The sequence below is a fragment of the Mesorhizobium prunaredense genome (assembly GCF_900156895.1).
GTDB lineage: Bacteria > Pseudomonadota > Alphaproteobacteria > Rhizobiales > Rhizobiaceae > Mesorhizobium > Mesorhizobium prunaredense.
Window position 1 is genome coordinate 92,781 of the sequence record NZ_FTPD01000017.1, and the last position, 13,303, is coordinate 106,083.

Annotated in this window: 13 protein-coding genes and 1 pseudogene; 3 read left to right on the plus strand and 11 right to left on the minus strand. The window is 59.8% G+C overall.

Features of this window, described 5'->3' with window-relative positions:
• Positions 1 to 3: 3 nt before the first annotated feature.
• From nodI to BQ8794_RS14925, 4 genes are all read right to left on the minus strand, one after another.
• Positions 4 to 918 carry a nodulation factor ABC transporter ATP-binding protein NodI gene (gene nodI / locus BQ8794_RS14910; protein WP_008878232.1) on the minus strand — a complete coding sequence of 305 codons (915 nt, stop codon included), beginning with the start codon at positions 916 to 918 and terminating at the stop codon, positions 4 to 6.
• A 231-nt stretch (positions 919 to 1,149) separates the two neighbouring features.
• Positions 1,150 to 2,505: a chitooligosaccharide synthase NodC gene (gene nodC / locus BQ8794_RS14915; RefSeq protein WP_077378855.1), complete on the minus strand. Its 1,356-nt coding sequence runs from the start codon at positions 2,503 to 2,505 to the stop codon at positions 1,150 to 1,152.
• A 14-nt stretch (positions 2,506 to 2,519) separates the two neighbouring features.
• Positions 2,520 to 3,161, minus strand: coding sequence for a chitooligosaccharide deacetylase NodB (nodB, locus tag BQ8794_RS14920; RefSeq protein WP_077378858.1), 642 nt, complete (start codon positions 3,159 to 3,161; stop codon positions 2,520 to 2,522).
• A complete protein-coding gene (locus BQ8794_RS14925; RefSeq protein WP_008878227.1) occupies positions 3,158 to 3,748 on the minus strand; it encodes a NodA family N-acyltransferase in 591 nt (196 codons plus the stop codon). The genes nodB and BQ8794_RS14925 overlap by 4 nt, the downstream gene beginning before the upstream one ends.
• A 297-nt stretch (positions 3,749 to 4,045) precedes the next feature.
• On the opposite strand from BQ8794_RS14925, the gene BQ8794_RS14930 reads away from it, so the two are divergent.
• Together BQ8794_RS14930 and BQ8794_RS36460 are read left to right on the plus strand one after the other, a co-directional pair.
• Positions 4,046 to 5,029: a LysR family transcriptional regulator gene (locus BQ8794_RS14930; RefSeq protein WP_008878226.1), complete on the plus strand. Its 984-nt coding sequence runs from the start codon at positions 4,046 to 4,048 to the stop codon at positions 5,027 to 5,029.
• A gap of 298 nt (positions 5,030 to 5,327) precedes the next feature.
• On the plus strand, positions 5,328 to 5,672 hold the full coding sequence (locus tag BQ8794_RS36460; RefSeq protein ID WP_008878225.1) for a hypothetical protein: 345 nt from the start codon (positions 5,328 to 5,330) through the stop codon (positions 5,670 to 5,672).
• A 92-nt stretch (positions 5,673 to 5,764) separates the two neighbouring features.
• Here BQ8794_RS36460 and fabG read toward each other — a convergent pair whose 3' ends face one another.
• The 4 genes from fabG to BQ8794_RS14955 all read right to left on the minus strand — a co-directional run bounded on the left by fabG (position 5,765) and on the right by BQ8794_RS14955 (position 9,130).
• Positions 5,765 to 6,502, minus strand: a complete 738-nt coding sequence (gene fabG / locus BQ8794_RS14940) for a 3-oxoacyl-[acyl-carrier-protein] reductase (protein WP_077378861.1) — start codon at positions 6,500 to 6,502, stop codon at positions 5,765 to 5,767.
• Between the two features lie 322 nt (positions 6,503 to 6,824).
• The gene (locus tag BQ8794_RS14945; RefSeq protein ID WP_077378864.1) at positions 6,825 to 8,033 is read right to left on the minus strand and encodes a beta-ketoacyl-[acyl-carrier-protein] synthase family protein; all 1,209 of its coding nucleotides are present in this window, start codon (positions 8,031 to 8,033) and stop codon (positions 6,825 to 6,827) included.
• On the minus strand, positions 8,034 to 8,315 hold the full coding sequence (locus BQ8794_RS14950; RefSeq protein WP_008878222.1) for an acyl carrier protein: 282 nt from the start codon (positions 8,313 to 8,315) through the stop codon (positions 8,034 to 8,036). It abuts the gene before it with no gap.
• Between the two features lie 224 nt (positions 8,316 to 8,539).
• Positions 8,540 to 9,130 carry a NodA family N-acyltransferase gene (locus BQ8794_RS14955; protein WP_008878221.1) on the minus strand — a complete coding sequence of 197 codons (591 nt, stop codon included), beginning with the start codon at positions 9,128 to 9,130 and terminating at the stop codon, positions 8,540 to 8,542.
• Between the two features lie 158 nt (positions 9,131 to 9,288).
• Between BQ8794_RS14955 and BQ8794_RS14960 the strand changes: the two genes are divergently transcribed.
• The gene (locus tag BQ8794_RS14960; protein WP_077378867.1) at positions 9,289 to 10,206 is read left to right on the plus strand and encodes a LysR family transcriptional regulator; all 918 of its coding nucleotides are present in this window, start codon (positions 9,289 to 9,291) and stop codon (positions 10,204 to 10,206) included.
• A gap of 76 nt (positions 10,207 to 10,282) precedes the next feature.
• On the opposite strand, the pseudogene BQ8794_RS14965 reads toward BQ8794_RS14960, so the two are convergent.
• From BQ8794_RS14965 to BQ8794_RS14975, 3 genes and pseudogenes are all read right to left on the minus strand, one after another.
• Positions 10,283 to 11,059 (minus strand): annotated as a pseudogene (locus tag BQ8794_RS14965) (TIM barrel protein); the annotation flags it as partial.
• A 161-nt stretch (positions 11,060 to 11,220) separates the two neighbouring features.
• Positions 11,221 to 12,285, minus strand: a complete 1,065-nt coding sequence (locus BQ8794_RS14970) for a LacI family DNA-binding transcriptional regulator (protein ID WP_008878216.1) — start codon at positions 12,283 to 12,285, stop codon at positions 11,221 to 11,223.
• A gap of 287 nt (positions 12,286 to 12,572) precedes the next feature.
• On the minus strand, positions 12,573 to 13,303 hold a 731-nt coding region (locus tag BQ8794_RS14975), incomplete at its 5' end, for a cation:dicarboxylate symporter family transporter (RefSeq protein ID WP_244554971.1).

Sequence of the window (13,303 nt, forward strand, 5' to 3'; positions counted from 1 at the left end):
CATTCACTTCTCCATCTCGCGTCCGGTTAGCCGCAAGAAGACGTCCTCCAGACTTGGTGGGCGCTCCAAAATCCGCAGACCCGCGCGCCCGCGAAGCTGGACACGCACCTGCTCTGGATCGGGCGCATAGCAAAAGAGTGTCTCGCCGCTTACCTCAATGCGCTGAACGTACGGCTTAATCAGCGAAGTCAGCTCCTGCGGATTCCCGCCAAAGATCTCGATCACATTGCATCCAATATGTTCGTCTATCAGAGCATGAGGGCTGCCCTCGGCAATCTTGCGTCCCCGCTCCAGTACACACAGCCGATCGCATAGCCGCTCAGCCTCTTCCATGAAGTGGGTAGTCAAAATAATCGTCTTTCCGCTCGCCAGCAGAAAACGCAGCCGCTCCCAGATCAGGTGGCGGGCGTGCGGGTCGAGGCCGGTAGTCGGCTCGTCCATTATAAGGAGCTGGGGGTCGTTGATCAGCGCGCGTGCCAACGTTAGACGCCGCTTCATGCCGCCTGATAGCTGGCCGACGCGTGCGTCCGCCTTGCTCTCAAGGCGGGCAAACTCGAGGAGAGATGGAACGACCCGTTGAATCTCCCGTGTACTCATGCCGAAGTACCGCCCGAACACCACCAGGTTCTCGCGGACCGTGAATTCCAGGTCCAGGTTGTCGAACTGCGGAACGACGCCTATGCCCTTGCGGGCCAAGCGACTTCGAGCCGGCACCGGCACTCCGAGCACTGTGATCTTACCCGAGTCAGGCCGGGTCATGCCGAGGAGCATGCGCGCAATCGTGCTCTTGCCTGCACCGTTCGGCCCCAGCAGGCCGAAGCACTCTCCCGTACCCACGGCGAATGACAACCCGTTCACAACGAGCTTGCTGCCAAATGACTTGGTTACGTCGTTAAGGTCGACTGCTACATTGGACATGCGTCTATCTCAGGCTGAAACAGGCCAATCGGCCGGCCGGCTGCCTACGTTCGAGGTTCTGGTCCAGAGCAGCCGTATCTGTGCTGGTCCTTTGGGAAATGACAGCGGAGAAACGCGTGTCGCTCCCGTGCAAAAAAGGGTCGAAAGCCTACGATCGCATTCGGCTGGTTCCCGTTCCGATCGTTGATGCATGCCTAAGCTCTCGACGTATTGGCAACGAAAGTTATTCGGTCAGTCGGAGCTGTGAAGAACCCCAGGCTTAACCAGCTGTGCAGAATCGCGCGAACGATCCGCCGTACGATTCGAGCCGGCAATTCCCGGGCTGCCTGTACCATTTGCTCTGGTGATCGGGTTTGCGATGATGATCGGCTTCTTGCTCCCGTGGGGCTGGGTAGCATTTTTGCGCGACAGCCAGTCACTGTTGCTCAATGTACACAACGCATAAGCTTTCAAGGGAAGGAGGAGAAAGATGTTGATGAACGTGTGCAGAGAAAAGCCGAAAAACCGAGATTGGCGTGCACGAAAAGCTATCACGGTGCATCGAATGGTCGTCATGCCGGCAATGATCACTGCCGTTGGCCAAGGCACCGTATCTGTCAATGCGAGCTCTGCGAGCCCGGCTAGTACAGCGACGGCGAGCAACAATGGGCCGAGATTCTGTCCAATTACGTCCAACGTGAGATAGCGATCGAGGCTCGGCAACAGGCGCAGTGCCAGCAGCGTGTCGCGGAAAGTGCTTCGTGCCCAGCGTAGTTGTTGGCGTAGATAGGGTCCAAGCTTATCCGGAACGACTGTCGCCGCGATCGCGTCCGGAACGTACTCGGTCCGAAAGCCTGCTTTCAGCATCAGGATGGTAAGATGGCGGTCCTCGCCGAAGTCGCTAGGCTTGCCCCTAAACAGCTGAGTCTCGTATTGATCTAGCAGCGACATCAGAGAAGAGCGGCGGTACATTGCACATGGGCCGCAACAGCACATGACCGCACCAAAGCGAGCCTGCGCAGCGCGCTCCTCGTTGCAGGCGAGCCAATACTCCATGTCAATCAGCCGGGTCAACCAAGTGTCGCTCCGGTTGGATGCCGTCAGCTGGCCCATGGCGGCGCCGATCGCTGGATCCCGCATCCTTGCGGTAAGTTTCGCAATCACGTCGGGCTCGAGAGTCGTGTCAGAGTCGACGCTGAGCACGAAATCTCCAGACGAGCCACGGATCGCTGCGATCTGCGCCTTGCGTTTGCCGACATTGTGGGGGAGCTGAATAAACGTGAATCTGGGGTCGTCTACGTAGGCGTGATGCACCGGCGTGAGGGCCTTGCGATTTCCAGAACCGTCATCCACCACATAGACGTGCAGCTTTCCGGCGTATTCCTGGTTGGCAACCGAAGCCAGACAGGCCGAAAGTGTACGCGGCTCCTCATTGTAACAGGGGATAATGACATCCACGCTCGGCCAAAGGTCGGAGGCGAGCAAGTCGTCCGAGATTGATGCAACGTGTCCCGGCTGCGCGTAAACCGCTTGCATACCTTTATAAACGGTCGAGAGCAGCGCATAACACGAAACGGCGACGGTACTGGCTGTGGTAAGCGGGTCCATAAGATCTCGTTTGTTCAATGATGTTGAGGAAGGGGTCGGACTGTGAATCCGCGGTCGTGCAGCGCTGGAATCAGGCGGGACAGCGCCATAACCGTCTGCTCGCGTGGATCGCTTTGAGAGCGCTCGCACCCGTCGTGCAGGAGCACAATCGCGCCCGGGCGGAGACCGGCAAGAACTGAATCGACAATCGAGTCGGCGCCGGGGCGAGACCAGTCTCGCGGGTCTACTGACCAATGCAGGGGTGCCAATCCAGTGCTCGCCGAGGCTGTGAGAACTTCTTCGGTCCAGCTCCCATACGGCGCACGAAAGTACCGCACCGCAGCGTGGGGGCACGCCATCATGATGGCGCTGTTCGCCTCAACGATTTCACGTTCAACTTCGCCGGGTGCGCATCTGGACAGGTCCGGATGAGTCATCGTGTGATTGGCCACTTCATGCCCATCGGCAATCATTCGCCGGATAAGCTCCGGCCGGTCTACAGCCGCGTCACCGATCACGAAGAACGTCGCCGGTGTCCGGTGTTGCGCCAGCAGGTCGAGGACCTCCGGTGTCCAAACGGGATCGGGGCCGTCGTCAAACGTGAGATAGACGCTGCGCTCTTCGGTGCCGTCAGCGCAGTCACTGGGCACTTCACATATACAGTCCAGATGTTTCATAGCTCCGGACCGTTCCGCTCGATGAAGGTGCCGGACGGCCACTCGTCCATCGACCGCCCGATCGGCGAGACCAGGACGAGATCGTCCTCCAAGCGTGTGGGCGGCAGGTCGGGATGTATGTCTGCCAGGGTCGAGCGGATGCGAACGTCCGGCACAATCTTCCCAAGCCCCGCATTGCAGAGCCTCTGAATATGATTTCGCATTTCGTGCCGAACCGTGCCGAAAGCGAATGGAACGCCCATCTGCTCCAGCGCTGGATACAGACTGCGCATCGACAAGCTGATGCCGAGGCCCTCAAGATCCCGACGCACCCCGTACAATCCGAGTTCGGCCACCAGCACGTCGATCTCGCCAACTTTGATGAACCGGCGCAGTAGACCGAGATGTGCCGCTACACCGTGCGCGTCCCTACCAATTGCGCGGAACTCTGGCCTCGCGCCGGCCCAACTGCGGCCGCCTTCGAATCGCCTTGCGGAGAAGGTGCCAGTCCCTCCATAGGTTTTGTGCAAGAAGTCTGAGAGCTCGACATGCTCATGCAGTTGCAACTCGTTTTCCCAACACAACCTCCACTGCACTTCAGAGCGCATGGAAAGACCTCATTAGTTCGTGTTTTCCTGAGGTAAGCGCCTAATGACGGGGAGCTTGTCGCGTCGAGCAGACGCGATATGGCTTTCGCAGATCACCGAGGAACTTTAGCCGCACTGGACATGCGATCCGGCCGACACCGGAAGGCATACGCCAGAAATGCTGTCCGGCACCCACGCAAGCATTAAGTTCCTTTAGGGCTTGCTTACATCCTTGTAAGGTCCCTATGCGACGTTCAGCAAAACTGGTAAAATCGTTTGTTTCGATGAAAGGTATCCACTCGATGGATAGCCGCGCCCATGCGTTTCAAGGGACTTGATCTCAATCTTCTCGTTGTGCTGGACGCATTGCTGGCCGAGCGCAATCTCTCGGCGGCGGCACACCGCATAAACCTGAGTCAGCCGGCCATGAGTGCGGCCGTCGCCCGGCTGCGCGATTTTTTCGGCGATGAACTGTTCAGCATGAACGGTCGCGAACGTATTCTGACGTCACGTGCGGTAGCACTTGGCCCCGCAGTCCGCGACGCTCTCCTGCGCATCCAGTCCTCGATTATTTCGTCCGATCCGTTTGACCCAAATCGATCCGATCGCCGCTTCAGGATCATTATTTCCGATTTCGCCACGCTGGTGTTTTTTGAAAAAGTCGTGGAACGTGTCGCTCGGGAAGCCCCCGCCGTCACGTTCGAATTGCTGCCTCTCGATGACAACCCAAATGAGCTCCTCCGGCGAGGCGACATCGACTTTGTAATTCTTCCGGATATGTTCATGTCGGGCGCGCATCCAAGCGTGGCGCTTTTCGATGAGAAGCTGGTATGCGTGGGCTGTGCCGCCAACAAGCAGCTGCCACGGCAGCTTACATTTGAGAGATACCTGTCGATGAGGCACGTCTGCGTCAGGTTCGGACGTTGGCGCAAGCCCTCCATGGAGGAACTGTTCTTGCTTGAGCACGGCCTGAAAAGACGTGTCGAAGTCGAGGTGCAGGGCTTCAGCATGGTGCCGCCAATGGTGTCCGGCACAGCTCGTATTTCGTCCGTGCCCCTCCGGCTGGTTAAGCACTTCGAAAAAACATTCCCCCTTAAGGTCGTCGAACTTCCGCTGCCGCTTCCCGTTTTCACCGAAGCCGTCCAATGGCTGGCCAACCACAACAGCGATCCGGCCAGCATCTGGATGCGGGAGATAATGGTGCAGGAAGCATCCCGGCTGGCTACTCCTGCGAATCCACGAGAGGCCCCCAGCGCTCCTGGACTTGTGTCGGCCGTTACCGCCCACTCTCATGTTGCCTGAGGCGACAGATCGTCAGCTGATTGGCAGGTGTTGCGCTTGCAGACTGTGAGACTCCCGGGGCGAGGAGCGGAACTCGAAGTGCATGTCTCTGGGTCGGGTACCGCGTCCGGATACGCAGCTTGGCTGGCCTTGGTCTAGGCTTGCTGGGGCCATCGTGGGTTTATGCCGCGGGTGCGGTCGATGGTCGCTTCGAAGCTCTGGTTGGAGTTGTCAGCTGGCATACGCTTGGGTGCAGAAGAAGTTCTCGATCAGATGACGCTTCCAGATCGAGAGGCGGCGGCAAGGCGCGCCTCGGATCGTGCTGGATCACGATCTTGGCGCTGCGCTCGTTCAGATCGGCAATGATGGTGTTGCTATTGAACCCCGTGTCGGCGTTCGGATCGCCGAAGGCGACGCCCTTGATGGGCGGGCGAAACCCACCGTATCGAAGCGGCCTCCTGACAGGAGGACGAAGCACGCGAGTGCCGAGCGCATCGGTGAGGGCAAGGATCTTTCATGTCGACCTTGGGAGGGCCTGTGGCCTGGCTTTGATTCCCCCTTTGCGCTGCCGCGGCACGTGCATCAACTCATTCGCCCGGCCATGAGTGCAGCCGTGGCCCGGCTGCGGGATGAACCGTTTACGACAAGCGCCGCGGAGGTTTGATCCGCATTGCAGCACCACTTGCCCTGCAAACCGCGGCGGTGAGACCTGTCGCGTGATGCCTACGACAAGGTAGGGCTCCGGTCACCCCGTGCTCAGATCATGGCCATGCCGCCATTGACGTGGATGGTCTGGCCGGTGACGTAGGCTGCTTCATCGGAGGCGAGGTAGGCGACGGCGGACGCGACTTCAGCGCTGGCGCCCATGCGCCGCGTCGGGATCGCTGCCATGATCGCCTCTTTCTGCTTGTCGTTGAGCTTGTCGGTCATCGCCGATTCGATGAAGCCAGGGGCGACGCAGTTGACGGTGATGTTGCGGGTGGCGATCTCCTGCGCCAGCGACTTGGAAAAGCCAATCATGCCGGCCTTGGAGGCGCAGTAATTGGTCTGGCCGGGATTGCCGGTGACGCCAACCACAGAGGTGATGTTGATGATGCGGCCATGCCGGCGCCGCATCATCGGATGGGTGAGTTCGCGGGTCAGCCGGAACACGGCGGTCAGATTGACCTCAAGCACGCTATCCCAATCGGCGTCCGCCATGCGCACGAACAGACCGTCCTTGGTAATGCCGGCATTGTTGACTAGGATATCAACGCCTTCGAGCTCGACCTCCGCCTTCTGGCCGAGCGCCTTGACCTCGTCGCGGTTCGACAGATTGGCCGGGAAAAGTTTTACCCGATCGCCGAGTTCGTCAGCCAAGGTCTCCAGTTTCTCGACGCGGGTGCCGTGCAGGCCGACAATGGCGCCCTGCGCATGCAGCACACGGGCGATCGCCTCGCCAATGCCCCCCGATGCGCCGGTGACGAGCGCCTTGCGGCCGGTCAATTCAAACATCTTTTCTCCTCATTCTTCAGGCCGGTGAATTCGGTCACCTCTGAGTGTCGCCGAGCCAGAAGTCTCGGCTCCAATGAGTGGCTTCCTCGCCGCTCCTGATCCGCGCCAGGACCCCTGCTGCGAGGTAGAATCGTCTATGCAGCCCAAACCGCGTTGGGCGAGTTCGCGCAATTGGCCGCGGCCGGCCTCGGCTGCGAGACCAGGCGCGGCTCGACCGACCTGACCACCTGGAGCTGACTGGTGGTGCACTGGGAGAGCCTTCAGACTGCCAGCAAAGCGACGGCGCCCGGAAGGGCTTTGCGGCAAACATGTCGGAGGCTTACTATACGTGTTTGAAGGCTAGAACTGAATTCACGCCGCCCATGGCAAACGCGTTGCTCATGGCCACACGCACCTTACGCTCGCGCGGCACGTTGGGCGTGACGTCGAGATCGCAATCGGGGTCTGGCTCGCGATAGTTGGCGGTCGGCGGTACGACGCCCTCCTGAATCGCCATCACACAGGCGATCATCTCAAGCGCACTCGCTGCACCTTGACAGTGCGCGTGGGTGGATTTGGTGGAAGAGACGGACATCGAATAAGCATGCTCACCGAAGACGCGCTTGATCGCCGCCGTTTCGATTTGATCGTTGGCCTTGGTGCCGGTGCCGTGCGCGTTCAGGTACTCGACGTCCTCGGGATTCAGTTTCGCATCGGCAAGGCAGGCGCGCATCGCGCGCTCCGGCCCGTGAACTGCCGGCGCGGCGATGTGGGAGGCATCGGCAGACAGGCCGATGCCGGCGACCTCGGCAAGAATCGTTGCACCCCGGGCGGTAGCATGCTCATAGCTTTCCAGTACGGCCATGCCCGCACCTTCGCCCAGCACCAGTCCCTTCCGGTCGGCGGAGAAGGGCCGGCAAGTATCCGGAGCGAGCACGCGCATCGCTTCCCATGCCTTCACCATCATAAACACGAACGGCGCGTCGCTGCCTCCCGCAAGCATCACGTCGGCCCGGCCGTACTTGATCTGGTCTACGGCCGAGGCGATCGCATGATTGCCCGATGCACAGGCGGTGGTGACGCCGAAGACCGGCCCGCGAAGGCCGAGGCTCATGCTGACTTGGCACGCAGCCGCGCTCGGCATCGCCTTTACTCCGGAGAACAGATCAACGCGGGACGCTCCCCCCAAAAGGACGTCGCGGTAGCCTTTTTCGGTCGCATCGTAGCCGCCGAAGGCGACGCCCACTGTTGCGCCAAAGCGATGGGCATTGCCTTCATTGCAGGAAAGTCCGGCCTGTCGCATGGCTTCGCGTGCTGCAAGCACGGCAAGCAGGCTAAAACGGCCCATGGCGAGCAGCTGCCTGGGGTCAACGTCGTGCTCAGGCAGCGTCTTGATCTCGGCGCCGATCGTGCCCTCCAGCCCGTGAAGCTGTGCATTGACAATGGGACCGATGGCCGATCGGCCCTCGCGCATGCCTCTCCAGATGGAGCCGACATCGGTGCCCAGTCCGCACAGCCCGCCCAGTCCGGTGATAACGACCCGCCGATCCATTCAAGCCGCCTTGTTGAGCAAGCCGCGGATGGCTTCCACCATGTCGCCGACAGTTTGGAGATCAGACCACGCCTCGGCCGAGTTCATCTCGATCTTGATGCCGTAGGCCTGTTCGAGATCCCAGAGCACGTCCGCCAATCCCAGTGAATCGATGCCGAGCCCAGTCACTTCCGTCGCAGTGGTTATTTCGCCGACGGATGCTGCAGTCGTTCCCTCGGCGTTCTCCGATTCGACGCGCTTCCTGATTATCTCTACGATTTCCGTTGTAAGTTGATCAGACATTATTTGTTTCTTTCCATTTCAGCTTGTTTTTACGTTGGGGTGACTTGACTCCTGGGCAGCGCGCGTCCGGGAAACTAGCCATTAAACTTGTGCAACTGACAAAGCTTAATGCTCATACCAGCCGGATGAGTCCGGCTGGTCTGCGGCGCAGGCTGCGATGGCGAAGAACGTCGCCGGGAGCCGATTTTGCTAGCCACTCGGGACAGATATGTAGTCCCGGAGTTTCATAGCTCCGGACCGTTACGGTCGATCAGCGTGCCGGAAGGCCACTCGTCCATCGAGCGTCCAATCGGCGAAACCAAGACGAGCACGTCCTCCAGGCGCGTGGACGGCAGGTCGTGATGCACATTTGCGCGGCTCGAACGGACGCGGACGCTTGGCACAATGGTGGCTAGGCCCTCTCTGCAGTACCTCTCAACATGGTTGCGCATTGCGTGCCGAACCGTGCCGAAAGCGAATGGAACCCCCATCTGCTGCAGGACTGGATACACCGTGCGCATTGCAAAGCTGATTCCGAGCTTCTCAAGATCCTGACGAACGCCATACAGGCCCAACTCAGCCACTAGGACATCGACCTCGCCAACCCTGATGAAGCGGCGCAGAATACCGATGTGTGCCGCTACGCCCTGAGGGTCGCTGGCAATAAAGCGGAGTTCCGGTCTTGCGCCGGCCCAACTGCGGCCACCTTCGAATGGCTTTGCGCCGAAGGCTCCGTTTCGTCCATAGATGTTTCGGAAAAAATCGGAGAGCTCGACATGGTCGGCCACTTGCAAGTTATTTTCCCAGCATAACCTCCACTGCACGGCAGAGCGCATGGAAGATTTTCTCCTTTCGGGTTGTCCTTAAGACGCTCATCGCGGCATAGAGGCAGCGGGTGATCGGTGCGTCAGGTGTTTGTCCATGCGAGATTTCAGCACAATGATAAAATCGTTTGTTTCGATGGAAGGTATCCACTCTATGGATAGCCGCAGAAATGCGTTTCAAGGGGCTTGATCTCAACCTTCTCGTCGTGCTGGACGCATTGCTGGCCGAGCGCAATCTCTCGGCGGCGGCACGCCGGATAAATCTCAGTCAGCCGGCGATGAGTGCGGCCGTCGCCCGGCTGCGCGATTTTTTCGGCGATGAACTGTTCAGCATGAGCGGCCGCGAACGTATTCTGACGTCACGTGCGGCTGCACTTGGTCCCGCAGTCCGCGACGCTCTCCTGCACATCCAACGTACGATTATTTCTTCGGATCCGTTTGACCCGGCTCGATCCGATCGCCGCTTCAGGATCATTATTTCCGATTTCGCCACGCTCGTTTTTTTTGAGAAAGTCGTGGAGCGTGTTGCCCGGGAAGCCCCCGCCGTCAGCTTCGAATTGCTGCCTATCAACGATAGCCCCGATGAGCGTCTCCGGCGCGGCGACGTCGATTTTGTAATTCTCCCGGATTTGTTCACGTCGAGCGCGCATTCAAGCGTGGCCTTGTTCGGCGAGAGGCTCGTATGCGTCGGCTGTCCCACGAACAGGCAGCTGCCACGGCAGCTTACATTCGAGAGATATCTGTCGATGAGGCACGTCTCGGTCAGGTTCGGACGTTCGCTGATGCCGTCCGTCGAGGAATGGTTCTTACTTGAGCATGGTCTTAAAAGACGTGTCGAGGTGGCCGTGCAGGGCTTCAGCATGATCCCACCCATGGTGTCCGGCACAGCTCGTATTGCGACCATGCCCTTCCGGCTGGTTAAGCACTTCGAAAAAACCTTCCCCCTTCAGATTGTGGAACTTCCGCTGCCGCTTCCCGCTTTCACCGAAGCCGCCCAGTGGCCGGCACTCCACAATACCGATCCGGCAAGCATCTGGATGCGCGAGATAATGATGCAGGAGGCATCTCGCATGGCTGCTCCGCTGTGACAACACGGGAGGCTTTAGGCGCCATTCCATTTACTACCTCCGCGACCAACTGCTTTCGCGTCGACAGCACGCGCTGGACGAAATCAATGCTGGCGGCAAGCGCGCCAGCGAGCTCGTCCAACGTGCGCACTTCCTCGACCAGCTCGAACGAGAAGGGTCCCGCGTAGCCATCGTCAAGCAGCGCCTGGATCTGACTGCCATTGTCGGAACCTCCAAGAAAGCAATCCGGGTAAATCCAGAAGGTCGGGTCGTTCACGCCTGAAATGTGCACCAGTCCGGTAAGCTCGCCAAACAAGGACGTCTCCCCAGCCAGGGTATGGTGAAAAGTATCGTGCATCAGGCGGAACACGGACTGGCCATCAACCGCGGCAATGGCATCGGCCGCTTCCTTCTTTGATCGAAGCGAGCAGGTTCGAAAGCCCAGCGGCTCGATCAGGCCGACAAGACCGCGCGACTGGAGGATCGGCTTGAGCGCGTTTAGAGCGAAGCGGAGACTGTCATGGCGCTCGCCAGTGCTGGCCCGCGAGCCGTGGTTGACCGGCACCAGCACGACCGTCTTAGCCCCGCACGCCGCCGCGTAGTCGGCCAGCTTGTTCGCCTCCGCCCGACGGGTGGGAGTCCAGTCGTCGAAGCGCTGCAAGGCGTTCATCGAGGTTATCGTGACGCCGGCTTCGGTAGCGGCAGAGCGGACCTGCGCAGCCGAAATGGCGTGTGTAACAGGATTGCTGAAATGATGGTCACGGATTTGAACATCGGTCAGGCCCTGATCACGCGCAACTGCGAAAATTGCACTGACGTCGACCGATGGGGCCGCCATGTCTTCGAGCGCAAAGCGGGGAGATACCTGGCGCATGGGCGGAGCTTTCCTTCCAGAAATGCGGCGCCAGTCTTGTCTGGCTTCTCCGCGCGCCCCACTGCAGGCCGATGCACAAACCTGATTGGAGCAGGCTAGTCAATCGAGCGATTCTTGCATTTATGAAAGGAATGTCGGCCATGGCGATAGATCACATCATTTCAGATGTTTTCCGGCAGATAGATGTCAAACGGCAGAAATGTCTGCCCCGGCGTCTCCGCCGTGCCGGTCTTGATGGCGCGATCCATCAGCAACATCAGCTCCTGGCAAAGTCGGCGCAGTGGCGTGGCGACCGCCATCGTGATGATGTCATCAGCGAGGGCCTCCCGTGACTCCGGCGTGATTTCATTCACGATCGCCACGAGATCCTGACCTTTGCCCTCTTCCCGGAGCGCTGAGATAGCGCCCTCCATGCCACCGCCGGCCACGTAGAAGCCGACGAGCTCAGGTTCCCGCTGCATAAGGTCCAGCAGCGCCTCGTAAGTGATCTGTCGTTTCTCAAGGTTCACGAGCGTATCGAGCACCTCGAATGCTGGCTCGTTCTCACGGAAAAAAGAACGAAAGCCGCTTTCCCGTAGCTCGTGACCCTGGAAACGGTGGCTGCCGACAAACACCGCCACCTTGCCAGGCCGTTTAGCGGCCTTGGAGAACATCCAAGCTGCCGTCCGCCCGACCCTGCGGTTGTTGAGACCGATGTAACCCTCGCGCACGCCAGCGGCGAAGTCAGAAAGGAGCGAGAAAACCGGGATGCCTTTCGCCTTGAGCTCCTCGACTGCTGCCGTGATCTTCGGGTGGTCCGGCGCCACCATGGCGATCGCGTGGCATCGGCTACCAAGATCCTTAAGGAGGGTGGTCAGGTCCCCGGGCAAATGTGATGGCGCGAATTCGATGAGCGGAATGCCGTGGAAGGACTGGGCCGAACTCACCGACGCTTCGACCTCGCGCGCGAACTCCTGGTAGAAATGCTGGGCCGGTTTTCTCAAGATGAAGCCTAGCCGGTAGCGCGGCAGATCCCGTTGCAAGCGCTGTTTGATGAGACCCGCAGCATGATAGCCTATCGCGTGGGCGGCCTCGTGGACCCGCCGCGCGGTCTTCTCCCGCACCGGCAGGCGAGCGTTCAGGACCCGATCGACAGTCGCCACGCTCACCCCGGCTTCGCGGGCGAGATCGACAATTGTGGGGCGCTTTGCCGTCGCTCCAATTCTGATCGGCTGTCTCTCTGTCATCCGGCGCATCCCAGCGACGGTTCGGGGCGGCAAAGTGAAAATTTCGGCATCCTGCACGATCGACAGCCTATCCAATGAACGGCGCTCCAGGCGCAACCGCGCGGGTGTCGATCTACGGTTCGTTTCGATAAGGCGTCCATATTTCTTGTACTCACCGCATTTGGCGCTTCTGATCTGTGGCCCGCGAAGCACTGTTTAGAGCCAGCGAGCCGATTGTTTCGTTCGGATGTTAGCCCGGCGACTGGATTAGTCGCGCTGCAGCAATCTTGCTGGGGCGGATGGCCGGTTTAATCTCTCGGCAAGCTCCCGCAGAAGGCAGCTTTCATGCGCGCTTCGTCCAATTCGTCTTCCCAGCGGGCGACAACGAGCGAGGCCACCGCGTTGCCGACTACATTCGTCAGCGCTCGGCATTCGGACATGAAGCGGTCCACGCCAAGGATCAGAGCCATCCCAGCAACGGGAACGCTCGGGATTACGGAGAGCGTAGCGGCCAAGGTGATAAAGCCGGCGCCTGTTATACCTGCGGCACCCTTCGAGGAAAGCATCGCGACAAGCAATAGGAGGACCTGGTCGGAAATCGACAAGTGCGTGTTCGTCGCCTGGGCGAGGAAGAGGGCGGCAAGCGTCATGTAGATATTGGTGCCGTCCAGATTGAAGGAATATCCAGTCGGGATAACGAGACCCACGACAGAACGCTTGGCGCCGGCCTTCTCCATCTTTTCCATGAGCGAGGGCAGCGCGGCCTCCGAGGAGGACGTTGCCAGGACCAGCAGCAGCTCTTCCTTGATGTAGCGCACGAGAGAAAAGATCGAGAAGCCGTTGTATCGGCAGACCGCGCCGAGAATCCCGAATACGAAGAAGAAGGCAGTGAAATAGAACGTCGCGACCAGCATCGCGAGGTTGGCCACCGAACCGATGCCATATTTGCCGATGGTGAAGGCCATGGCGCCGAAAGCGCCGACGGGCGCGGCCCTCATCAGAATGCCGACCAGCTTGAACACCGGCGCAAGGAGCGCCT

What these genes read in the sequence shown, in the direction of transcription:
- nodI (WP_008878232.1), bottom strand. Translation starts at nt 918, where the DNA reads ATGTCCAATGTAGCAGTCGACCTTAACGACGTAACCAAGTCATTTGGC.
- nodC (WP_077378855.1), bottom strand. Translation starts at nt 2,505, where the DNA reads ATGGACCCGCTTACCACAGCCAGTACCGTCGCCGTTTCGTGTTATGCG.
- nodB (WP_077378858.1), bottom strand. Translation starts at nt 3,161, where the DNA reads ATGAAACATCTGGACTGTATATGTGAAGTGCCCAGTGACTGCGCTGAC.
- BQ8794_RS14925 (WP_008878227.1), bottom strand. Translation starts at nt 3,748, where the DNA reads ATGCGCTCTGAAGTGCAGTGGAGGTTGTGTTGGGAAAACGAGTTGCAA.
- BQ8794_RS14930 (WP_008878226.1), top strand. Translation starts at nt 4,046, where the DNA reads ATGCGTTTCAAGGGACTTGATCTCAATCTTCTCGTTGTGCTGGACGCA.
- fabG (WP_077378861.1), bottom strand. Translation starts at nt 6,502, where the DNA reads ATGTTTGAATTGACCGGCCGCAAGGCGCTCGTCACCGGCGCATCGGGG.
- BQ8794_RS14945 (WP_077378864.1), bottom strand. Translation starts at nt 8,033, where the DNA reads ATGGATCGGCGGGTCGTTATCACCGGACTGGGCGGGCTGTGCGGACTG.
- BQ8794_RS14950 (WP_008878222.1), bottom strand. Translation starts at nt 8,315, where the DNA reads ATGTCTGATCAACTTACAACGGAAATCGTAGAGATAATCAGGAAGCGC.
- BQ8794_RS14955 (WP_008878221.1), bottom strand. Translation starts at nt 9,130, where the DNA reads ATGCGCTCTGCCGTGCAGTGGAGGTTATGCTGGGAAAATAACTTGCAA.
- BQ8794_RS14960 (WP_077378867.1), top strand. Translation starts at nt 9,289, where the DNA reads ATGCGTTTCAAGGGGCTTGATCTCAACCTTCTCGTCGTGCTGGACGCA.
- BQ8794_RS14970 (WP_008878216.1), bottom strand. Translation starts at nt 12,285, where the DNA reads ATGACAGAGAGACAGCCGATCAGAATTGGAGCGACGGCAAAGCGCCCC.